Source organism: Photobacterium profundum, from assembly GCF_003026285.1.
GTDB classification, from domain to species: domain Bacteria; phylum Pseudomonadota; class Gammaproteobacteria; order Enterobacterales; family Vibrionaceae; genus Photobacterium; species Photobacterium profundum.
In genome coordinates, this window is the sequence record NZ_PYOD01000018.1 from 61,257 (window position 1) to 84,399 (window position 23,143).

General features: G+C 40.5%; 15 protein-coding genes. 7 read left to right on the forward strand and 8 right to left on the reverse strand.

Annotated features, from left to right (window positions below; translation table 11 throughout):
• Positions 1-48 precede the first annotated feature (48 nt).
• Positions 49-1,650: a YjjI family glycine radical enzyme gene (locus C9J48_RS23840; RefSeq protein WP_006232021.1), complete on the reverse strand. Its 1,602-nt coding sequence runs from the start codon at positions 1,648-1,650 to the stop codon at positions 49-51.
• Between the two features lie 142 nt (positions 1,651-1,792).
• Here C9J48_RS23840 and C9J48_RS23845 point away from each other — a divergent pair, with 142 nt between their 5' ends.
• Together C9J48_RS23845 and C9J48_RS23850 are read left to right on the forward strand one after the other, a co-directional pair.
• Entirely contained in the window at positions 1,793-2,044 is a 252-nt protein-coding gene (locus tag C9J48_RS23845) for a putative hemolysin (RefSeq protein WP_006232020.1), read from the forward strand.
• Positions 2,045-2,396: 352 nt separating this feature from the next.
• Positions 2,397-4,133: a L,D-transpeptidase family protein gene (locus C9J48_RS23850; protein WP_006232019.1), complete on the forward strand. Its 1,737-nt coding sequence runs from the start codon at positions 2,397-2,399 to the stop codon at positions 4,131-4,133.
• A 127-nt stretch (positions 4,134-4,260) separates the two neighbouring features.
• On the opposite strand, the gene C9J48_RS23855 is transcribed toward C9J48_RS23850, so the two are convergent.
• The 3 genes from C9J48_RS23855 to C9J48_RS23865 all read right to left on the reverse strand — a co-directional run bounded on the left by C9J48_RS23855 (position 4,261) and on the right by C9J48_RS23865 (position 8,800).
• Positions 4,261-5,826, reverse strand: a complete 1,566-nt coding sequence (locus tag C9J48_RS23855) for a methyl-accepting chemotaxis protein (protein ID WP_006232018.1) — start codon at positions 5,824-5,826, stop codon at positions 4,261-4,263.
• Between the two features lie 431 nt (positions 5,827-6,257).
• On the reverse strand, positions 6,258-7,211 hold the full coding sequence (locus C9J48_RS23860; RefSeq protein WP_006232017.1) for a TerC family protein: 954 nt from the start codon (positions 7,209-7,211) through the stop codon (positions 6,258-6,260).
• A 512-nt stretch (positions 7,212-7,723) separates the two neighbouring features.
• A complete protein-coding gene (locus C9J48_RS23865) occupies positions 7,724-8,800 on the reverse strand; it encodes a ketoacyl-ACP synthase III (protein ID WP_006232016.1) in 1,077 nt (358 codons plus the stop codon).
• A gap of 249 nt (positions 8,801-9,049) precedes the next feature.
• On the opposite strand from C9J48_RS23865, the gene C9J48_RS23870 reads away from it, so the two are divergent.
• Positions 9,050-10,033 (forward strand): Gfo/Idh/MocA family protein, encoded by a 984-nt coding sequence (locus tag C9J48_RS23870; RefSeq protein WP_006232015.1) that lies wholly within the window; start codon positions 9,050-9,052, stop codon positions 10,031-10,033.
• Positions 10,034-10,135: 102 nt separating this feature from the next.
• Here C9J48_RS23870 and C9J48_RS23875 read toward each other — a convergent pair whose 3' ends face one another.
• The 4 genes from C9J48_RS23875 to C9J48_RS23890 all read right to left on the reverse strand — a co-directional run bounded on the left by C9J48_RS23875 (position 10,136) and on the right by C9J48_RS23890 (position 17,112).
• Complete coding sequence (locus C9J48_RS23875) at positions 10,136-11,506, reverse strand: SLC13 family permease (RefSeq protein WP_006232013.1); 1,371 nt, start codon at positions 11,504-11,506, stop codon at positions 10,136-10,138.
• A gap of 871 nt (positions 11,507-12,377) precedes the next feature.
• Complete coding sequence (locus C9J48_RS23880) at positions 12,378-13,058, reverse strand: SanA/YdcF family protein (RefSeq protein ID WP_006232012.1); 681 nt, start codon at positions 13,056-13,058, stop codon at positions 12,378-12,380.
• A 246-nt stretch (positions 13,059-13,304) separates the two neighbouring features.
• Positions 13,305-14,993 carry an NAD-dependent malic enzyme gene (locus C9J48_RS23885; protein ID WP_006232011.1) on the reverse strand — a complete coding sequence of 563 codons (1,689 nt, stop codon included), beginning with the start codon at positions 14,991-14,993 and terminating at the stop codon, positions 13,305-13,307.
• Positions 14,994-15,354: 361 nt separating this feature from the next.
• A complete protein-coding gene (locus C9J48_RS23890) occupies positions 15,355-17,112 on the reverse strand; it encodes a sigma 54-interacting transcriptional regulator (protein WP_006232010.1) in 1,758 nt (585 codons plus the stop codon).
• Between the two features lie 423 nt (positions 17,113-17,535).
• Here C9J48_RS23890 and ygeW point away from each other — a divergent pair, with 423 nt between their 5' ends.
• The 4 genes from ygeW (at position 17,536) to hydA (ending at position 23,106) form a co-directional block, all read left to right on the forward strand.
• A complete protein-coding gene (gene ygeW, locus C9J48_RS23895; protein WP_006232009.1) occupies positions 17,536-18,723 on the forward strand; it encodes a knotted carbamoyltransferase YgeW in 1,188 nt (395 codons plus the stop codon).
• 76 nt (positions 18,724-18,799) lie between these two features.
• A complete protein-coding gene (dpaL, locus tag C9J48_RS23900) occupies positions 18,800-20,002 on the forward strand; it encodes a diaminopropionate ammonia-lyase (RefSeq protein ID WP_006232008.1) in 1,203 nt (400 codons plus the stop codon).
• Between the two features lie 161 nt (positions 20,003-20,163).
• A complete protein-coding gene (locus C9J48_RS23905) occupies positions 20,164-21,381 on the forward strand; it encodes a YgeY family selenium metabolism-linked hydrolase (protein ID WP_006232007.1) in 1,218 nt (405 codons plus the stop codon).
• Between the two features lie 258 nt (positions 21,382-21,639).
• Positions 21,640-23,106 (forward strand): dihydropyrimidinase, encoded by a 1,467-nt coding sequence (gene hydA, locus C9J48_RS23910; RefSeq protein ID WP_006232006.1) that lies wholly within the window; start codon positions 21,640-21,642, stop codon positions 23,104-23,106.
• Positions 23,107-23,143 lie beyond the last annotated feature (37 nt).

The following is a 23,143-nucleotide window of genomic DNA, read 5'->3' on the forward strand; positions in this document are numbered from 1 at the left end:
TAACTAGCTCTTAGTTATTGGTATGAACTGTTATGCTCGCTTTGTTTCTTATTCTGTATACATTGATCCAGTATACTTGGACTCTATATAAACTGGCGATTGCTCATGACAGGCAACACGTGGTTTACGATTCAAGATCCCCGTGTTTTCAGATGCCTCTGCGCCTAACCAAGTCGTATTGGTACGAGAGCCTTTTTCTTTAAATACCGCAACATCAGATAACTTGATCATATAGCCCGTCACACGTACTAGGTCATTAGAAGCAACGTTAGCCGTAAATTCGCGAAAGCCAAGATTTAATGCACCCTTACACAATTGGTACATTGCTTCAGGATTATCTTTAACAGTTTCATCAATCGTCAGAATTTCACTGATACCCGATGTGTAATATTGGTGATGTGCAACCAATGCTTGGATATGCGTAACAGGATCGGGTTCTGTGCCATAAGGAATACGCACGCCAGGTGTTACGCCTTTATCAAGGCTAATGCCACCTTGGGCATGCAATAGGGCACGGTTGTTATAGCCATATTTTACGGGTGTAGATTTAACAATACGATCAAGTGTGGCTGAGATCTGATGCCCTAATTGATTCGCTGTTTCATTATGGCCATATAGATTTACAGCTGTTGTGTGATGGTTTTCTTTATTTGTAGTGCCTTTTTCTAGCGAGTCTTTTTCGATTAAAATATTGACCGCCTCTGCCATACCGTAGATACCAAACATAGGGGCAAAGCGACTCTCTTCAATTAATCCTTCTTGCACCAAAAAACTATCAAAAAAATGTGATTCTTCATGTAGAAACTGCGTGCGCGCTTCAATCAGCTCATACATAACTTGGCAATAATGTGGCAAGGTTTCAGTTAAGAATGATGCTGTGTTTTGGGCTTGTTGCGCGGCTTCTTTTAAATTCATTCGCACCAATGTATTGGCACCACCCGCTAAAGGTAATGAGTTATAACAGCTGATAATTCCAAAGCCTTTTTCATCATAGGTTTTTGCATGAATAGGGTAGTTTGCAATATGAGGCTTGCTGCATTCACATATATTGGTTGTTGCTACGCGCAGTAAATCATCTGGTGTGATTTCTGGATCATACATAAACGTAAGGTTTGGTGCGATTTGCTTCAGCTCGGCATCAATTTTTAAAATAGTTCGACAGATAATGTTGTCAGTAGGACCAACATTCACGTGCATGAATGCATCGGGCAAAGTGCGATCAAGCATGACCCAAAATCTTTTCAATTTTTTGTAAATTTCATCATGTGTCAAATCTTGCACATAATCGATTAAAATATCGTCTAGAGCGCCTAAATACACTGGAATGTTGGTTACAGAAGGAACATGGTGATAAATGATTGTTAGCGCATTTAATGCATCATCAAAATCGGCAGCTGGAACTAACTCTAAATATTCAGAGCCATTTTGAAGAAATTTAGCGTAATCAGGTAAGACATAGCGTGGCTTAAAGGGAGCATGTCCTTCAAACATGTCACAGATAATACCTGCTTTTATTGCAGTATTAACACCTTCTGTTACGGGAACATAGTCAAGACTAGCTTCTGCTTCTAATGAGAGGTAGGTCGACTTTTGTTTAACTGTCAGTGTGTTATCTGTAATTATGTGTCTAAGCTTGTCTTGTAAAGTCATCACAATATATCCATTTAAACTATATGGATATAAATGTAGCGTGAACAATAAGTTTCCAGAAGTGAAAAATATAACGGTGTATATTTCTATTTGGGAAATCGGCTGTTGTCGATCACGTCTATTTAGTTATACGGAGAATAAAATGATTTCAAAGAAAGTGGCAGTATTAGTTGGTGTAGTGACGGCGGCATCATTTTTATCTGCGTGTTCAACAAAAGAGCCTGAGCCAGTAAAGCCTATTGGTATGGCTAATCCAGCTTCTGTTTTCTGTACAGAGCAGGGCGGTAAGCTTGTAATGGAAAAAGATACAGAAGGAAATAGCGTAGGGTATTGCCAGTTATCTGATGGAACAACTGTTGAGCAATGGACTTATTTTCGCGAAAATAAGAAATAATCAGAGTACTTTCTTGTGGGAGTAATAGATAAAATACCAGATTAGACATTTTATCTATGCGTCAAAATAAAGGCATGTAAAGAAATGAACCATTATATGTTTTATTGTTTTTAATCAGTATCTTAAGTGTATTTTTGTTCAGGTTAAGATGCTTATTCAACATTAGTTGAGATAATTAATGATTAAAAATAGAGTTGTTTAATTGTATGGATGGTGTTTTTTTGTCTAAATATAAGAGTATGAACATTATTTAGCGATGATCTAAGTTAGTTTAATACTGTATTACCGCATGATGTAATTTATGTCGTTAATTGGCTTTATCTATTTTTAAACAATAAGGAGCGCTATAACGATGTTTAATCATAAGCGTATTGTTATACAACGTTTCAGCACTCTTGTTGCGGTATCTTTTTTTATTTCTAGCAGTGCCTTTGCGGTAGAGTCGGGCGTTTCTTCGGATCGTTCGTCTGTAAATGCCCCTGACTCTTCAGTAAAACCACTCGCGCCTATTAATGCTAATTTACCCACAAGCAATGTTGAGTGGTCTTATCTTGAGGCTATAACGGTAAATAGCAGTCGACAGCTATGCCCTAATTCAGGGGCAGCAGTCTGTTTTAAGAGGTTGGCAGAGCAAGCCTATACAGATAATCATTTTTATCCTTTGTGGCAAAACCTCAAGCAACGAAGAGAGTTTGAATTACAGTTAAAATCTGTTGTTGATACAGGAATGGTCGTCGGGCTTAAAGATCGTTTAGATGAGCTGTATTTACTTGATAAACGTAATGACCAGCGAGCATACGATTTACTTGCTACAGATAGTTACTTTATTTACCGCAAGTATTTGAATACGATTCAGCGTAATAGAAGTACCTTGTTTACGTTGGAACAGATGAATTTTTCTTTACAGGAAAATACGTTAAGTACAAAGCATTACTTTCCAATGACAATGGATAAGCTGAGTCTTACTCGTCCCGCCAATATTCCTTTTGAGCAAAGCATGTCTGTGATTGAAACATTACAGCAATTGCCGCCCCACAGTTTAACAAACTCAGATCTGAAAGGACTTATCCGCAAAGGTGATGTTATTGTTGCAGGTAAAGATCTTGCTAAGGTGCTATTCGATTTAAATGACATGACGGAAGCTGAGTACGCTTTCATTACACAAATGCCAACGGTAACGAACAGCGGTACAATGTTAGAGGCAATTAAGCGCTTTCAACGGCGTCATGGTTTAGCTGATGATGGACTTATCGGTGCAGCAACGACAGCCCAACTAGTGATGCCGTATACTGATATTGCGCGTCGAATTGCTTTAAATATGCAGCGCTTTCGTAACATCAATATGATTGATAACCAGCCTCATATCTGGGTGAATATTCCTGATTATATGCTGAAGATTTTTGATCAAGGTAATGTGATTTTTGAGTCGAAAGTGATTGTTGGTCGAACAAGCCGTCCAACTAACTTGTTCTCATCAGCAATAAATACCATGGTGGTAAACCCAACATGGAATGTACCTGAAACGATTAAACGAAAAGATGTTATTCCTAAAGTTAAGCATTCTCGCGATTACTTAACTGCGCATAATATGCGTATATTGAATAGCTGGCGTGATCGTACTGAAATTCCGGCAGATCAAATAGATTGGTCCAATGTTAATCCTAAAACGTTTCCTCATGAGTTTCAGCAAGGCCCTGGTCCAAGTAATTCTCTAGGTCGTGTTAAGTTTTTAATGCCAAATGATTATTCTATTTATCTACATGATACGCCCGCACGAGGTTTGTTTAATAAATCTAAGCGGAACCTAAGCTCTGGCTGTGTGCGTGTCGAAAAAGCGTATGATTTAGCCAATTTTATTATCGACTTTCAAAAGCGTAAGAATATTGAGCCGTTTAATGCAATGTTGAACGATGGCGATTTAGACACGGTTAGGCTGTCTCAGCGTTTAGGGGTAGATTTTGTGTATTTGACGGCGTGGGTTGATGAGAAGAACACACTGCAAATGCGTGAAGATATCTACGGATATGATAGCCAGCAAAAAGACGTGATCGATTCTCAATTTATATCCATGAAAAACTATCGTAGATAGTTATAAGATTTTTACTGAAACGAGTATCTGAGGTAACCTGGGTATATATAACAGAGCTATGTACTATCGTATTTTTTGAATAAAATAAAGCCCCTAAAAAGGGGCTAATTTAAAAATGATTCACATGTTAGTGGCTAATTTTAAAAGAGCCAACATGACGGTCTAACGTCTGAGCAAGTTCAGATAAGTTCTGGCTTGATTTTTCCAACTCTTGACTAGCCGTTAGGCCAACTTTTACCGAGCTATCTACAGTGTCCATGTTGAGGTTGATTTCATTGGCAACGCTAGATTGCTCTTCTGTAGCAGTTGCAACTTGCGTATTCATATCAAGTATTGTCATGATCTGTGCAGAAATTTGTTCAAGGGCTTGCTGAGCTTTTTCCGTTGCTAAAGAACCTTCTACAGTTAAAGATTTACTACTATCCATCGCAGTGACAGCATTTTTGGCTTCATTTTGTAGTTGGTCAATCATATTTTGAATTTCATTGGTTGACTGAGCTGTCTTGGTTGCAAGGTTTCTTACTTCATCTGCAACGACAGCAAAACCACGACCAGCTTCACCAGCTCGAGCTGCCTCAATAGCCGCATTTAGCGCTAATAGGTTAGTTTGCTCTGAAATACCTCGAATAACGTCAAGAATCGACCCTATAGATTGTGTTCTTTCTGCTAGGGAAGTAATCACCTCTGACATACTGTGCATTTGAGAAGCTAGATCAGTAATGCTACTGGTCGCCTCTTGTAAGATCTTTTGTCCTTCCTGAGTTTCTACGTTAGCACTCTCGGCAGATTCCGCGGCACTGGCTGCATTTTGAGATATTTCACCAATTGTTGCGATCATTTCATTCATTGAAGTCACGACTAATAAAGATTGTTCGCTTTGTTCGTGACCTCGTGATAATGCTTGCTGAGATTGGCTGTGAAGTTCAGTTGCAGAATTGCCTAGCTCCGTCCCTGTATTGACTACTTGACCAATAATTTCATTGATTTTGCCCACAAAGATATTAAAGGCAGTGGAAATATGGGCGATCTCATCGTTGCCTCGTACGGGCAGTCGAATAGTAAGATCTCCATCGCCTTTAGATATATTTTCTAGGGCATGCTGTAATCCGGAAAGCGGTCTTAACAGTTTGCCTAGTAGCCATATAAGTATACAGCCACAGATAGAGAAGATAGCTAAGATGGCTATTAACTGAGTAATTACAATGCCTTTCGCCGCTTCACTGACTTCCGTGATAGGGATACCAACATCGAAAGTACCGTATAATTCGCCATTAACATAAACAGGCGTCAAAATGTCATAGACCCAAACACCCTGTATATCTGCATACCACTTTGAATGTTGTGCTTTTCCTGTAGTGGCTCCATCAACGGTATAGCTATCGTTATAGGTTTTGTTTAATTTTTCAATATCACTATGAGCAACCGCTTTAACATTTTTGTTAATTACGATGGCGTAGCTAATATCTGAACGAGTTTTGAGTGATTGAACCAAGTCTTGTAAATCATTTAAAGGTTTCGGAGATGTACTTAATATATATTCGACATTTTTAGCTAACAATTCAGCTTGTGCCTGAGATTTCTTTAAAATGATCTTATCAATTTCTTGATGAGATATATAAGAGGTTGAAGTAACACTTGTTATTGCAGCAATTGCAAACATTAGACAGACAACAATTAAGATTATTTTTTTCATAACTCGTACCTTTATGCCATTTTCAGCAAGAAAGACTTAACCAATAAATATGAATGAGCATCACTAGGGTGTCGCTGATAAAATGACAATAATAAACTCATGTATCCTCAGCAACGAAGTGCTGATTTCAATGTGAAATATTACACAAAAGACTTACTGATTATCTGTTGCATAATAAAAAGATAGATACAGCTCTATATATAAATCTTATCTATATAAATCTACCTGTAGAGCAATGCCATACTTGCTTATAATTTAAACACTTTACTATGGCCTTGTATTTAAAGAGGGTAATAAGTGCATGCTAAAGAGTGAGTTTAATGTGGTAATAGGGTTATGAAAGTATTTGTTCGTTTAGTTATAAAAAAGGCTTGCCAATTGGCAAGCCTTTTCAGGTATTAATGTAATTCTTACATCAAGAGTACATGATATTACTGTGTTTGTTCAACGTGATCGCGAGTCTTCCAAAGCGAAGCTACAATGGCCGTTGTTATACTTAATGCAATGACTGCTAAAGATACTGGCGTTGGAATTGCCCATGCAGTTTCCATTAATAGCATCTTGATACCAATGAAGCTAAGAATGAACGCCAGTGCTACACGTAGGTAACAGAAACGTGTCAGCATGCCTTCCAGAACGAAATACAATGAACGTAAGCCTAATAATGCGAACACGTTAGCGGTAAAGACCAAAAACGGTTCTTGAGTGACCGCAAAGATCGCAGGAATTGAATCTAGTGCGAACATAACATCAGTCAATGCAATAACAGCAACCACTATCATTAGCGGTGTTGCAATCCAGCCTTTGCTATCTTTCACCAGCATTTTATTGCCTTTATATTCATCACTTACCCGGAAGAACCGTTTAACTAAACGAACTGGCAAGCTGTTAGAAAAATCTTCTGGTTCCTCTTCACCTTCTTTCCATAACTTGTAACCTGTGTATAGCAGGAAGGCTGCGAAGATATATAGAACCCAGTGGAACTCAGTAAGAAGTTGAGCACCAACGGCGATCATTATGCCGCGCAGAATCAGAGCACCGACAACACCTAACATCAGAATGCGAGGGCGTAAATGTGCAGGTACAGCAAATTGACCAAATATAAGGGCAAAAACAAATAGATTATCGACACTTAACGACTTTTCAAGTAAGTAACCTGTTAAGAATGCAGTGGCAGCTTGACCATTTGTATAGCTACTTTCTGGCGCCATTAATGGCCAGTATAAATAGATAACAATATTGAAAAGTAATGCAAGTGCGACCCAGAAAAGACTCCAGATTGCTGCTTTTTTGATAGTAACTTTACCACCGCGAGTTTGATACAAATCCAGCGCTAGCATAAGTACGGTTAGTATAGCGAAACCTTCATAACTAAAAAGGCTCATAGTTTTTATCCTTCCAATCGAACGCGGAAGGGTATGGATATTAGACGTGACTAATGACCTTCCGCGCATTAAAAACACTACACAAAAGGTGTAGTAAATAATGGCGTTGGTCTCGTCAAAATGGTGCTTACTGTTTTAATGAAATGATTTATATCCGCATAACGTCAATAATCATTTTTCTTTTACAGAAACAAATCCATTCTCGGCTGCCGGAAGCATGGGGCTTCGTGATGACGACAGACGAACAATTGGTGACTACTCCCCAAACAGGGGCATTCTATGCCTACTGAAACAGAGATGCCAGCACTATTTCGCCTGTATTTCTGCTTATTAATAAAAAGCTTTTCTGCGCCAATACGACGGCGTGTGTCTATTCGCTACCGTTATAATAGAGAGTATAAAAAGGGGGGATATGAGACGGGACTATCGAAAAAACGCTCCTGTAAGCCCGATATAATACCGGAATCAGTTACAGACCCCGGATTATTATGTAACTAGAAGAATTAGAACGTTTAACGATTGGTCGAGTGAGATACCGCATTCGCTAAGAGTTCTTTGGCAGTATGTTCACACGGTGGTAACTCAATATCTGTTTGATGAATCGCGGTTGTGCGCTCACCCCACTGAATAAACGTTGCTCCCCAAGTTAAACCGGCACCAAAAGCCGCTGAAAGTATTTTACTTCCTGCTTGAATCCGACCTTGTTCAACCGCTTCACATAGTGCAATAGGCACAGTTGCTGCAGAAGTATTACCGTATTTATGAATGTTAATAAACGCTTTATCTAATGGGATTTTTGCGTGATCACACAATGCTTCAATAATACGTTTGTTGGCCTGATGAGGGATAACAACATCAATATCATTACTGTCTAGTTCTGCACGGCTAAGCACCGTATTTGCCGCTGATCCCATACCACGTACGGCGCTTCGAAAAATATCACGACCAACAAAATCAAAGGCAAAATGGCCTGATTCTGGGTCGTAACGATCCATTGCTGTACCAAATTTAGGAATGGCAAGTACATCACGGCCTTTTGGGTCACAACCTAGTTGTGCTTGGAGTACACCTACAGGTTTATCTGTTTTACTTAATATGACAGCGCCAGCGCCATCACCAAATAAAACAGCGGTATCGCGCTTACTCCAGTCTAAGTACCAAGATAAACGCTCTGCGCCGATCACTAAAGCGTGACGGTAAGCCCCTGCTTGGATCATACGCGTTGCAGTCTCTAATCCGTACAAAAAGCCGGTGCATGCAGCATTCATATCAAAAGCAGCAGCGTTGCTAGCACCGAGTTCTAGCTGAACTTTCGAAGCTATATTAGGAATTAACGTGTCAGGAGAGCAGGTGGCTACAATAATTAAATCAAGTTTGTTGGCATCAATGCCAGCAGCTGCTAATGCCCGTGCGCCAGCAACATGCGCTAGATCGGATGTATTTACATGGCTGATATGACGAGATTCAATACCTGTACGGCTTTTAATCCATTCATCAGATGTTTCAACAAATGTACTGAGTTCATCATTGGTGAGTATTGCTGGTGGTAAACATTTTCCCCAGCCGGTGATTTCAGCGTAATGCAGCATAGTTCCCTTCGCTATCGTAATGGCCTCTCTTTATTCATGCGTATTTTGGCATCAATAGTAGTTGGCGTATTTTTGTGTTTAAGAATTGAATCGTAGAGATCACGTATTTTCAATTGGGTACAGAATTATTTTCTATACTACGTCAGCCGTGTATTAGTGCAAGGCAGAAGCTTATGTTTACCTTCAGTTGGTTAAGTGGATAATAGAACTGTTAACTATGATTGATTTAAACTGATGTAGGGATGAATAATGGTGCGTTTTGGTGTAATTGGAACAAATTGGATCACTGAAAAATTTATCGAAGGGGCACATGCTTCAGGAAAGATGCAGCTTAACGGAGTGTATTCTCGAGAGATGGATCGAGCACAAGAATTTGCGGCTAAATTCAGTGTTGATCATAGTTTTGATAGCCTAGAAGAAATGGCTGCAAGCGATATGATTGATGCCGTATATATTGCTAGCCCTAATTCCTTTCACGCGCCACAAGCTAAGCTGTTTATTGAAAATGGTAAGCATGTTATTGGAGAAAAGCCGCTCGCATCGAATATTCATGAAATTGAATCGTTGATTGCGTTAGCGCAAGAAAAAGAAGTTGTTCTTTTTGAAGCTCTTAAAACGACTTACAACCCAAATTTTAAAATATTGCAGCAAGCACTTCCTAAGCTTGGAAAGCTGCGAAAAGTGCACTTCACTTATTGTCAGCATTCCTCACGTTACCAAAAGTTCTTAAACGGTGAAAACCCGAATACATTTAATCCGAAATTTTCAAACGGATCATTAATGGATATTGGTATTTATCCACTTAGTGCTGCGATTGGCTTATTCGGAGAACCGAAGAGCTTTACGGCGCAAGGCGTATTATTGCATTCTGGGGTTGATGCTCACGGTACATTGGTGTTGCATTATGATGAGTTTGATGCGGTGATTTCTCACTCTAAAGTCAGCAATGGTTATGCGCCAAGTGAACTGCAAGGTGAGCAAGCATCAATTCTGATTGAAAGCATTTCAGAGTGTGAAACGGTATCGATATTACGTCAAGGTGAGCCTGCTGTTGTATTATCACAAGATCAAGGTGTAAATACTATGCAGTATGAAGCTGGCATTTTCGCTGACCTTATTGAAACAAAACAAACAATGCATTCAGGTTTAGATCGTACATGTATTGTGAGTGCCATTATCACACGCGCTCGTGAGATTATTGGTGTTCGATTCCCTGCTGATGAAATCGTGTAATAGCTGATATACAGACGGTGAAAACCATAAAAAAGGTGGTCTACAAGAGACCACCTGAATGGGGGAAGTTGATTATGATTTTAGAATCATTTCAAATAACTGTTACCAGAACATCCATGCAAATGATGTTAGTGCAATAATACAAGCAAGGTTCAAGTAGATACCCACCTTCATCATCTCACTCTGCTTAATATGCCCGGAACCAAAGACGATGGCATTCGGTGGTGTTGCGACTGGCAACATAAAGGCGCATGAAGCGGCAACGGCAATCAGTGCAGAAAGAATAACTGGCGATACACCTAATGCTTCTGCAACCGTTGCAAAAACAGGTACCAGTAGTGCAGCACTTGCCGTGTTACTGGCAAATTCAGTTAGGAATACCACGAAACTTGCAATCACTAAGATAGTAAAGAATAAGCCTGCTTGCTCAAGGAAGCCACTAAGGCTATGTGCTAAGAAAACACTGGTGCCAGTTGCTTTCAGTACGTTACTTAGACAAATACCACCACCAAACAGAATCAACACACCCCAGTCGGTAGATTTTTCGATATCTTTCCATTCAACAACACGTGATACACCAAGCAGAATGATTGCGAATAAAGCGACTAAGGTATCGAACTTGCTAAAGCCACCTAAGAAAGCATTGACTGGTTTGCTGAATATCCATAAAGAGACAGTAAGCGCAAAAATAGCGAGTGTAATTAGTTTACCGTTATCCCATTTAACTGGTGTATGGTCGAGTTCAAATGTATGCGAAAGGTTTGGCTTTAAAATGAAATAAAGTAGCGCCACTGTAATAGGAAGTAGAATCATGGCAATTGGCACACCAAACTCCATCCATTCAGTAAAACTTAAACCAACTTCAGCAGCAGCAATTGCGTTGGGTGGGCTACCAACCACTGTTGCAATACCGCCGATACTTGCACAATAAGCAATACCTAATAGAACGAACACGTAGGTGCCACGTTCACTCTTGGCGTTTACTTTATTAAGCACGCCTAATACTAGCGGTAACATCATTGCTGTTGTGGCTGTATTACTGATCCACATGGAAAGCCCTGCTGTTACACCGAAAAGCATAAAGACAGCAACAGACATTTTACCTTTAGCCAGAATAAGTACTTTATCTGCAATGGCTTTATCAAGCTCTTGCTTATGAAGTGCAGCGGCTAATGCAAACCCACCAAGAAATAAGAATATAATTGGATTTGAAAAGTTGGTTAATGCTTGGGGAGTTTGGAAAATGCCAAAGCCTACCGCGAGTACCGGAACGAGAATAGCGGTAATACTGACATGAACAGCTTCGGTAAGCCAAAGTATCGCGACAAAAGTCAGTATACAAAGCCCGATAACAACATCTTTTTCAAAAGGTAGGGTATTTAGCATGATTGAGAATAATAAGATATTTCCGATGAATATCATGCTGTTTCGATTCAGCAGCCAGTTTTTAAGTGTGAGCGTTAAGGCTGTCATAGACTTTCCTTCCATTGGTTATCGTTGTGTTTAGGAGCTGAACCACAACTGTGTAGTTGCCGGGAATGTTACACCTTATTGATCGTTTGTTAATGCCTTGGCGGTCAGTTGTTGCTCTATTGGCGGGGTAATTACAAAATTTGTGAGGTTATTGATTTCTTATGTGTGGAAATCTACCCATTGAATAGGATGGGTAGAAAACAAGACAAACATGAGAAGGGCGGGTTTTATTGGACTCGATACGGCGTTGCTTATTTTCAACGTAGAACCTTAGGTCTATAAATTAGACCTTTGTGTTTTTAGGTTGTTTGGGGGTATGGCTGTTTTATTATCGTGTAAAAATTTGTTGTTGATTGTTATATTTTGTTCAATTTTGAAATGTATTATTTTACATATAAATAAATTATCAAATGATTAACTATTGATTGATATGTTAGTAGTTATCATGTGTGGGAAATAATGGGTTAAAGAGGTATATACTAAATTTTAAGCCTCAACAAAACGTGATTTATATCGCATAAAATATTTCATTAATTAAAAATACTCGCTCTAACTCAGTGCCTTATGTATCATATGTTTAGGTTCTTTTTATGAATGAGAATCACAAAAATAATACTAAAATAAAGGCTAGGTTAAAATGAGTTCCCAAAATGCACCATTGCGCAAAAGGATACACGCAGAAGCTCAAGAACATATGAGACAAGTTAGAGCTAGGTGTCTTCGTGAATGTAAAAATAACTCAAAGAATGATAGTTGCGATGAATGATTGAAATATATATTCGGGTTTCGAATTTATTTTTCACTAAAAAAGCCAGTATTAATACTGGCTTTTTTAATGCGTTTTAAAATAATTCATACCAACTAACTATATTTAATTGATATTTTCTTTAACGTTTTTGTTATCACTTGTTGCTGGCTCAATCGGCTCTTTAGGGCCAAGAAAGCGTGGCTGAATATCTAGTACATATAAATCGATCACCGCCTTACCACGAGCGAGAACTTCTCGCAGGCGAATTTTAAAACCTGCAAAGCCTCTTGGTTCGGGTACCGCTAAACAAATCGCATCGATGTTATTGCTCTCGGCAATAAACAGTGCACGCTCACAATGGAATTTTTGGGTAATAATAACGAAGTGATCAGCTTCAAATACTTCTTTGGCGCGCACAACAGAATCTAAGGTTCTAAATCCTGCATAATCGAGCACAATATCGCTATCTGGAATGCCTGACTTCAATAAATCGCGTTTCATTGTCCAAGGTTCATTATATGAACGATGGGCATTATCACCACTCAATAAAAAAACGTTAATTTTCCCTTGTTGATAAAGCTCAAGTGCAGCTTCCATACGATAGCTGTAATAAGGGTTTAACGTTTTAGCGATGTATTTACTCGTGCCGAGTACTAACCCAATAGAGCGAGAAGGAATATGAGAAACGTCATAAAAAATACGATCAGAAGTACTCGCAGAAACCCAACGATCGATCAATAAGCTAGTACTAACTAAAATGATACAGAGAACTGCAAAAAAGCGACATATTGTGAGCAGTTTCATAACTATCCAAAGATAAAATAGATTCGATAATATTACCTTAATCTATTAATAATGTTGCGTTAAAAACGTGTCAAAATTGATGTAAATTTTACCTGTTGGTACAAATTTAAGCATAACGAGTACTTGTTTACCATATGAATTATAACTAACAGGTGGTTATTGATTGTAACTTATGCGGTTATCTTTCAATATATTAAAAAGCCCGCTCGAAGCGGGCTTGATGTTTCATTTCTGCGAAATTACGTATTAGAAAGAAGTACGTTTGTAATTACGGTAATCTGACTGCCAGAAGTTAGCATCGATTTTCTCAAGGATACGATCATCAGAGTTCTTCGGCGCTTTACCTTGTTCAATGGCTTTTTTCGCAACAGCAAATGCGATCTTACGTGATACTTTTTGAATATCTTCAAGTGGTGGAAGCAATGCCCCCTGACCGTTGATTGCAAGCGGAGAACACTCTGCCAATGCACGGCTACTTTCCATGAGCATTTCATCTGTAACACGGCGAGCATTTACTGCTAGTACGCCTAGACCAATACCAGGGAAGATGTAGCTGTTGTTACACTGTGCAATTGGGTATGTTTTACCGTTATGTACAACAGGTTCGAATGGTGAGCCTGTTGCTACCAATGCGTTACCGTCAGTCCAACGAATGATGTCGGCTGGTGTTGCTTCGACACGGCTAGTTGGGTTAGATAACGGGAATATGATAGGGCGCTCGCAGTGGGCATGCATTTCACGGATCACTTCTTCACTAAATAGACCCGGTACGCCAGATACGCCAATTAGTACGGTTGGTTTCGCATTGCGCATTACATCAAGCAATGAAACATTGTTGTCTGCTAGATCCCAATCATTCACAGTATCGCGTTTCTGAACCAGTGCCTGTTGGAAGTTAAGCAGGTTTGGCATGTCGTTAATCAGCAAGCCCCAACGGTCGACCATGAATACTTGGCTGCGTGCTTGCGCTTCAGAAATACCTTCAGATACCATTTGTGCAACAATCGCTTCAGCAATACCACAACCTGCTGAACCAGCACCCAAGAAAGAAATTCGCTGTTCAGACAGTTTACTCTTCGCCGCTTTACACGCCGCAAGTAATGAACCTACAGTAACAGCAGCTGTACCTTGAATGTCATCGTTGAAACAGCAGACTTTGTTTTTGTAACGCTCAAGCAATGGCATAGCATTCTTTTGTGCGAAATCTTCAAATTGAATTAACGCATCTGGCCAACGTTGCTTAACTGCTTGAATGAACTCATCAACAAACTTGTCGTATTCCTGTCCAGAAATACGAGTATGACGCCAGCCCATGTACATAGGGTCAGATAAACGTTGCGGGTTGTTAGTACCAACATCTAGTACAACGGGTAGAGTATATGCAGGGCTTATACCACCACAAGCGGTGTAAAGTGCTAGCTTACCAATGGGAATACCCATGCCGCCGATACCCTGATCGCCAAGACCAAGAATACGCTCGCCATCGGTTACAACAATAACTTTTACGTTTTGACGAGAGGCATTGTTTAGCATGTCTTCAATGCGGTCACGGTTCGGGTACGAGATAAACAGACCACGACCACGACGATAAATGTTAGAGAAATCTTCACAAGCCGCGCCAACGGTTGGCGTATAAATAATCGGCATCATTTCTGTGATGTGATTTTCAACCAAACGGTAGAATAAGGTTTCGTTTGTATCTTGGATATTACGAAGATAGATGTGCTTATCCATATCTTTATCAAACTTTTGGTATTGTTGATAAGCACGTTCTGTTTGTTCTTCTATAGATTCAATTGCTTCAGGAAGCAGACCTTCCAAGTTGAAGAACATACGTTCTTCTATAGAGAATGCACTACCTTTATTTAGCAGAGGTGTTTCAAGTAAAGCAGGACCGGCGTAGGGGATGTATAAAGGTCTTTTATCGTTGTTCATGCAATAGACTCTGTTTATGTTTAGAAGAAGGCATAAATGAAAATTTTAGTATAACTTTCATTTAGGGCGTCAATCGTAGAGCGTCGAGGCGCGTAATTCAAAGGATGATGACATAAATTTCGCGAACGAGATCATGTTTTTGTATATTTGTGGGGATTTTCCCCGATCCTTATTCATTAAGCGTTAAAAACAATATGCTAAGGTAATTAATAAGTTAGCTAGTAACACTAATTGTGTGATTCTACATAGTGTTTTGTAACGAAGTATACGGTTGCTGTATGACAATATAATGTTCGTATTTAAACATAAAACCCGCTGTTAGCGGGATTTATGTTATTCATTCTAGCGCAGGGAGGATGGATTAACTACTGTGAGAGCTCAAACCGTATTTTTTGATTTTTCGGTATAACGTTGCAATACCAATCCCGAGTTCATCTGCAACTAACTTCCGGTTGCTTAACCGACTAATTGCTTCTTCAATTCGAATCTTTTCCATCTCTTCTAAGCTCATAATGCTGTCATCAATAACCAGTTGATCACTTTTATGTTCTAGCACTGTGCCTTCAAAGTAGGGAGGTAATAGATCGACATCGATAGCATCACCTTCTGGTACCACATTGACGAGGTATTCAATAAGATTGCTCAACTCACGCACATTGCCTGGCCAATGGTATGCATTCAGCCGTGACATAACGGCAGGTGTAATACCCGGATAGCTAACACCGATTTTACGGGTGTGAATATCAAGAAAGAAGTGGATTAGCAGCTCAACATCTTTTCCGCGTTCTTTTAAAGTGGGTAAATGAATGGGAATGACGTTTAAACGGTAATATAAATCCTCTCTGAACTTGTTGGTGGCGATCATTTCAGAGAAATTACGGTTTGTTGCTGAAATCACGCGAATATTGACGGGAATAGCCGTATTTGAGCCAATCGGCATGACTTCTCGTTCTTCTAATACCCTTAATAATTTCGCTTGTAGCGTCATCGACATATCACCGATTTCATCAAGAAATAGGGTACCTTGATTTGCGGCTTGAATTAGCCCTGTTTTTCCTTTGCTTGATGCACCAGTAAATGCACCTTTTACGTAGCCAAACAGTTCACTTTCTAATAATTGGTCTGGGATTGCAGCACAGTTAATGGCAATAAAAGGCTTGCTGGCACGATCGCTCATATTATGAACCGCATGTGCGATAACTTCTTTACCTGTGCCGCTATCACCATTAATTAATACACTTGAAGGGCTGCTGGCAATACGAGAAATAAGCACCTTGAGTTGCTGCATTTTTTTACACTCACCAATCACACTTGTAAATTGTGCCTTCGGTACTTCGCTAATCGAGAAAGATGTATTTGGTTGATAGAAAGCCATAATAAAGAGTTGGTGCCCTTGAATATCATGGAACTGACCAACCACTAATTCTTGGCGTTTACCTAAAGAAATTATGTGCTGTTGATGACCTTTAAGGTCGTTATTGTGAATAGATAAAGGTTGGATGTTTACTTCTACCCGTACTAATTCTTCTTTTTCTATATTCAAATTAGTGAGGGCTGGCGTATTCCCATATTGAACTCGGTTATGTTCATCGAGTACTAATACACCTTGATCCATATTTTCGATAAGACTAGTAAACACTTTATCTAGCCCATGCTCTGAGTCGTTTATGTCCAAAACTTTTGAGACAAACAGCTCTGAAATGTGCCGAATATAGTCGGAAAATAGCTGAGCATTTTCTTTGATTTTTTCACGCGACTCGATATTAAATGCCACTAAGCTGATCACACCGATACAACGGTCTTCAATCATAATGGGGACGCCAAGAAAAGCAGTTTCACGACAGCTCGTTTTGTTCGTACATCCATCGCACAATGGATCGGTACGTGATTTAACGACGACTTTTTCTTGGTGTGTTTCCAAAATATAGCGAAATATTCTGGAACTTGTATTTAACTTCTTACCAAAAAATTTACTGTAAGGACCAGTACCCGCAATACGTACTAAATTGGCATCAACCACTTCTGCATCCAGTTGAAGTACGGCAGAAAGCATCTGGGTGAAGCGCAGAATGGTTGGTTGCAATTGCATTAATTCTGATTGATGTGTGGTGTTCAACATAATTCAGTTCTATCCCTAAATAATACGCCTCCAACTTAATCAAGTATTGCTTGCATCAATTTGATGTGAATCAGGCTTTTATCGTCGAGCGTTAATACGCAATAGGAATTGCTACAGGGGTCACACCTGAATATCAATATGATAATTGACACTGTGATCACTATCATTTTGGTCACTATCACTGATAGCCGATGATAGTGATAATTTGGCTATAAATATTAAGTAACTTTCCCTGTGTAAATGTAAGCTGTTGTTTTTTAATGTGTTAAATCTATTTTAGTTAATTGTTTTTTAATTGGCACAGTTATTGGATTAAGAGAACCAGAAGCTTGTTAACACCCACAAGCATTTACAGCCTCGCGCTCTTACAAATTTAATAACTGGATATACACCAATAACGAATTCATAACTGGGAAGAATAAAATGAAAAGCATTAATGAACTGATCAAGGAAATCAATGAACTAAAGTCTGAACTGCATGATAAAGATTTCTTATTAACGTGGGAGCAGAGCCCAGAAGAACTAGAGCGTGTATTAAAAACAGCGCAAGTTTTAAAAGCGATGCGCCAAGAGAATATTGCAACCAATGTATTTAATAACGGCTTAGGTATCTCTCTGTTCCGCGATAACTCAACGCGTACCCGTTTCTCTTATGCTTCAGCGATTAATATGTTGGGTTTGGCTCAGCAAGATCTTGATGAAGGTAAATCTCAAATCGCACATGGCGAAACCGTACGTGAAACAGCAAACATGATTTCATTTTGTGCCGATGCGATTGGTATCCGTGATGATATGTATTTAGGCGCGGGTAATGCCTACATGCGTGAAGTGGGTGCTGCACTAGATGAAGGCGTAAAAGAAGGTGTTTTACCGAGCCGCCCTGCATTAGTTAATCTTCAATGTGACATTGACCACCCGACTCAATCAATGGCAGATCTTGCATGGCTAGAAGAGCACTTTGGTGACTTGAATCAGCTTAAAGGCAAGAAACTTGCGATGACATGGGCGTACTCTCCAAGCTACGGCAAACCACTTTCTGTGCCACAAGGGATTATTGGTTTAATGACCCGCTTTGGCATGGACGTGACATTAGCGCATCCAGAAGGTTACGACCTTATTCCTGAAGTGGTTGAGCAAGCGCGTCAGAACGCTGAAGCATCTGGTGGTAGTTTTACTCAAGTAACGTCGATGGAAGAAGCGTTCGACGGTGCAGATATTGTTTACCCTAAATCATGGGCACCGTATCAAGTGATGGAGCGTCGTACCGAGCTGCTTCGCGCACAAGACCATGATGGATTAAAGGCCCTTGAGCAAGAGTGCCTAGCACAAAATGCGAACTTCAAAGATTGGCATTGTACTGAAGAAATGATGACGAAAACCAAGGGCGGTGAAGCTTTATACATGCACTGTCTACCAGCTGATATTACCGGTGTTTCTTGTAAAGAAGGCGAAGTGGAAGAGGCTGTATTCGAGAAGTACCGTATTGCCACTTACAAAGAAGCAAGTTGGAAGCCGTACGTCATTGCATCGATGATCATGAACCGTAAATACCAAGAACCTGGTTTGGTATTACAGCAACTGCTTGATGAGTATAAAACTCGCGTTAAATAAGCTTTTATCCTTTCGCGGGGTAGTGTGTTCTTCGTTATCCCGCATTTCTTTTTATTCACATCAATGAGGTCTGATCGTGTCTATATTCTCTCTAAAAATGGAGGTAGCAGATAACCGTCACTATAACGGTCAGCTGTCTTCTTTGTTCACCATTGATGAAGCGGAAAAAGCCCGTGCCTTCCATCAAAAAGTTGAAGGTTATCAACCAACACCGCTGCAATCTCTCGACTGTCTAGCCAAAGAGATAGGCGTTGGCAAAATTCTTGTAAAAGATGAATCTCACCGTTTCGATTTATGCGCATTCAAAATGTTAGGTGGGGCATATGCTATTGCTCGCTTGCTATGTGATGAATACCAACTTGATATTAATGTCTTTGATTTCGATACGCTCAAAAATGACATTAAAGAAAAGATGACATTCGCAACAGCAACCGATGGTAACCATGGACGCGGCGTGGCATGGGCAGCGAATAAGCTGGGTCAAAATGCAGTTGTGTATATGCCAAAAGGTGCGGCTGATGAACGCGTAAATAACATTCGCGCTTTAGGTGCTGAATGTATCGTTACCGACATGAACTACGACGATACCGTGCGATTAGCTATTAAGACAGCAGAAGAAAGCGGATGGAAAGTGGTTCAAGACACGGCATGGGAAGGTTACACCAAAATCCCAACATGGATTATGCAAGGTTATACAACATTAGCGGCAGAAGCCGTTGATCAAATGAAAGCCCACGCTGTTGCTAAACCAACACACGTGTTCTTACAAGCCGGTGTCGGTGCATTAGCGGGCGGCGTATTGGGTTACTTATGTGACCAATATGGCGCTGAAAATCTGCATTCTGTCGTCATTGAGCCCGACCAAGCAGACTGTATTTACCGTTCAGGTATCAGCGCTGACGGCGGCATGGTGAATGTTGGCGGAGACATGGCAACCATTATGGTGGGGCTGGCGTGTGGTGAACCAAATCCATTAGGTTGGCCAGTATTGCGTGATTGTGCAACCCAATTTGTTTCTTGCCAAGATAGCGTAGCAGCACTCGGAATGCGCGTATTGGGTAACCCGTTAGGTGATGATCCTCGTGTGATATCTGGGGAATCAGGTGCAGTAGGTGCTGGCTTATTAGTTGCTGCTCATTACCATCCAGATCGTGAAGCATTAATGGCGAAGTTGGGGCTGAATGAAGACTCTATTGTGCTGCTAATCAATACCGAGGGTGATACCGATCCGGTGCATTACCGTGAAGTGGTATGGCAGGGCAAGCACCCGACGCTTTGATTGTTATTTTTGCTAATTAGCTTCAATAAAAAGCAAAGGTTACATAAATATATATTAAGAAAATTAATTAGCGTCCTGTGTGTGTCATCAAAAGTGCAGGGTGCCTTGAAAATAGATCATGTCGGGTGTGATGACCACCACTCGACCCAAGGAGAATTACAATGACAATGAATATTCCTTTCAACACTGTTGTAGAAAAAGCTGAAGAATACCGCGCAGATATGACACGTTTCTTACGCGACATGATTGCGATTCCAAGCGAAAGCTGTGACGAAGAAAAAGTAGTGTTGAGAATCAAAGAAGAAATGGAAAAAGTAGGTTTCGACAAAGTTGAAATCGACCCAATGGGTAACGTATTAGGGTGGATTGGTCATGGTCCACATCTGATTGCGATGGATGCACACATTGATACTGTTGGTGTCGGCAACATGGACAACTGGGAATTTGACCCATACCAAGGCATGGAAAACGACGAAATTATCGGTGGTCGTGGTGCATCAGATCAAGAAGGCGGCATGGCTTCAATGGTTTATGCTGGCAAGATTATAAAAGATCTTGGTCTTGAAGATGAATACACGTTGTTAGTTACCGGTACTGTACAAGAAGAAGATTGTGATGGTCTTTGCTGGCAGTACATCATCGAAGAAAGCAATATTCGTCCAGAGTTTGTGGTTTCTACCGAGCCAACAGATTGCCAGATCTACCGTGGCCAGCGTGGACGTATGGAAATTCGTGTTGATGTAGCAGGGGTGAGCTGCCATGGCTCTGCACCAGAGCGCGGCGATAACGCTATCTTCAAAATGGGTCCAATTCTAAACCAACTTGAAGGGCTATCTCATAACCTAAAAGATGACCCATTCCTAGGCAAAGGCACACTGACTGTCTCTGAAATATTCTTTACCTCACCAAGCCGTTGTGCAGTTGCAGATAGCTGTGCTGTATCTATTGACCGTCGCTTAACATGGGGCGAAACATGGGAAGGTGCACTTGACGAAATTCGTGCACTACCGGCAGTACAAGAGGCACAAGGTGTGGTGTCTATGTATGAATACAACCGCCCAGCTTACACAGGTTTGGTTTACCCAACAGAGTGTTATTTCCCAACGTGGGTGATCGATGAAGAGCATGTCGCGACTAAGACACTAGAAGCTTCTTACGAATTATTATTCGACAAGAAACCAAAGGTTGATAAGTGGACGTTCTCTACCAACGGCGTTTCTATCATGGGTCGTTACGGTATTCCTGTTATTGGGTTTGGCCCAGGTAAAGAGCCTGAAGCACACGCGCCAAACGAAAAAACGTGGAAAGATCACCTAGTAACCTGTGCAGCAATGTATGCCGTGATCCCACAGATGTATTTGAAGGAACTAGAAAAATAGAACCCTGATTTCAGGTACTGCTTTAGATTGATGTAACTGCGCAATGTCGGATGATGTTTTCTTCTAACAATAAGCGTTAAACGACATTGATACCGACTTCCGTCCCGAGGGTGTCAGTTCACTCTGCCTTAGAGAACTGACCACATATCCCCCTCGGGATGGCTTTATCGTTTGAGCTAGCGAATGCAACATAGAATCAGTCGATAAAAAATAACAAAATAGTGTAATAAATGGATTTGATACGAAAAGGACAACGTGATGAAACAGAGCATTCATTCTTCAAACCGTCCAGCCGACAACGATGGTCGTCCAACTTTGATCGTTAACGGTATTGTTGTAGACGCTCATAGCGAAAGTAAAAAACAGATTTTAATTATTGATGGCAAGGTAGCCAAGGTTGCTCATACCATCAATGATTATCCCAAAGGCACCAAAGTGATTGATGCCGTGGGATTATACGTGATGCCAGGTGGTATTGATGTACATACCCATTTCAATATTGATGCAGGGTTTACCCGTAGCATCGATGATTTCTATACAGGTACCCGATCGGCAGCTTGTGGTGGTACAACCATGGTTATCGATCACATGGGGTTTGGACCTAAAGGGTGTAACCTGCATCATCAACTTAGTGTTTATAAAGACTATGCTGGTAATAATGCCGTTATTGATTACAGTTTTCATGGCGTTATTCAGCATATAAATGACGAGATTCTTGCCGAAATGGCATCTATGGTCGAAGAAGAGGGTATTTCGAGCTTCAAGCTCTATCTTACTTATGGCTATAAATTAGATGATGATTCAGTACTGCGCGCATTAACGCAGTTAAATAAAGTGAATGCGCTAACAACTGTTCATCCAGAAAACGATGCTGCAATTGCATTACGTCGTACTCAACTGTTGGAAGCCGGTAAAACCGCCCCGAAATATCACGCCATAAGCCGTCCACTAGAATGCGAAGCAGAAGCTATCGGTCGAATGATAAATCTTGCACGATTAGCCGATAATGCACCGTTATATATCGTCCACTTATCCAATGGATTAGGGTTGGACTACATTCGCTTAGCCCGCCAAAACAAACAACCGGTATGGGCGGAAACCTGCCCTCAGTATTTGTTACTGGATGAACGTTGTTACGAACGTGACGATGCATTGAAATTCATTTTAAGTCCACCATTACGACCAGTCGCAGAACGTGAAAAATTATGGCAAGGCCTTATGGATGGCAGTATTGATACCGTTGCGACCGATCATTGCTCGTTTACTTATCATGAGCAAAAACAACGCGGGAAAGACAATTTTAGTGCCTGTCCAAACGGAATGCCTGGCGTCGAAACGCGTATGCCATTGCTCTTCTCTGAGGGTGTGATGGCAGGGCGAATTACGCCAAGCCGTTTTGTGGAACTAACCAGTTATATGCCAGCAAAGCTGTTTGGATTATATCCACAGAAAGGCAGTTTTGATATTGGTGCTGACGCTGACATTGTGCTGTTTGATCCGAAAGAGAATGTCACAATCACACACGATTTATTGCACGACAATACCGATTACACCCCGTTTGAATCAATAGAAAGCCATGGCTGGCCAGTTATGACGTTAAGCCGTGGCAATGTAGTGGCGTGCATGGGTGAATTTATGGGGAAAGCTGGGAATGGCCGCTTTGTTCACCGCAAACCTTTCTCAACGCATCAAGCCGCAAAACATCACGGTGTAGAGAAAGAGTAAAACGGCAACTTCCCTTTAAAATTTTTGAACCTCAAGG

Bases quoted from the DNA above. Each gene is read 5' to 3' on its own strand.
- C9J48_RS23840 (WP_006232021.1), bottom strand. From the start codon at position 1,650: ATGACTTTACAAGACAAGCTTAGACACATAATTACAGATAACACACTG.
- C9J48_RS23845 (WP_006232020.1), top strand. From the start codon at position 1,793: ATGATTTCAAAGAAAGTGGCAGTATTAGTTGGTGTAGTGACGGCGGCA.
- C9J48_RS23850 (WP_006232019.1), top strand. From the start codon at position 2,397: ATGTTTAATCATAAGCGTATTGTTATACAACGTTTCAGCACTCTTGTT.
- C9J48_RS23855 (WP_006232018.1), bottom strand. From the start codon at position 5,826: ATGAAAAAAATAATCTTAATTGTTGTCTGTCTAATGTTTGCAATTGCT.
- C9J48_RS23860 (WP_006232017.1), bottom strand. From the start codon at position 7,211: ATGAGCCTTTTTAGTTATGAAGGTTTCGCTATACTAACCGTACTTATG.
- C9J48_RS23865 (WP_006232016.1), bottom strand. From the start codon at position 8,800: ATGCTGCATTACGCTGAAATCACCGGCTGGGGAAAATGTTTACCACCA.
- C9J48_RS23870 (WP_006232015.1), top strand. From the start codon at position 9,050: ATGGTGCGTTTTGGTGTAATTGGAACAAATTGGATCACTGAAAAATTT.
- C9J48_RS23875 (WP_006232013.1), bottom strand. From the start codon at position 11,506: ATGACAGCCTTAACGCTCACACTTAAAAACTGGCTGCTGAATCGAAAC.
- C9J48_RS23880 (WP_006232012.1), bottom strand. From the start codon at position 13,058: ATGAAACTGCTCACAATATGTCGCTTTTTTGCAGTTCTCTGTATCATT.
- C9J48_RS23885 (WP_006232011.1), bottom strand. From the start codon at position 14,993: ATGAACAACGATAAAAGACCTTTATACATCCCCTACGCCGGTCCTGCT.
- C9J48_RS23890 (WP_006232010.1), bottom strand. From the start codon at position 17,112: ATGTTGAACACCACACATCAATCAGAATTAATGCAATTGCAACCAACC.
- ygeW (WP_006232009.1), top strand. From the start codon at position 17,536: ATGAAAAGCATTAATGAACTGATCAAGGAAATCAATGAACTAAAGTCT.
- C9J48_RS23905 (WP_006232007.1), top strand. From the start codon at position 20,164: ATGACAATGAATATTCCTTTCAACACTGTTGTAGAAAAAGCTGAAGAA.
- hydA (WP_006232006.1), top strand. From the start codon at position 21,640: ATGAAACAGAGCATTCATTCTTCAAACCGTCCAGCCGACAACGATGGT.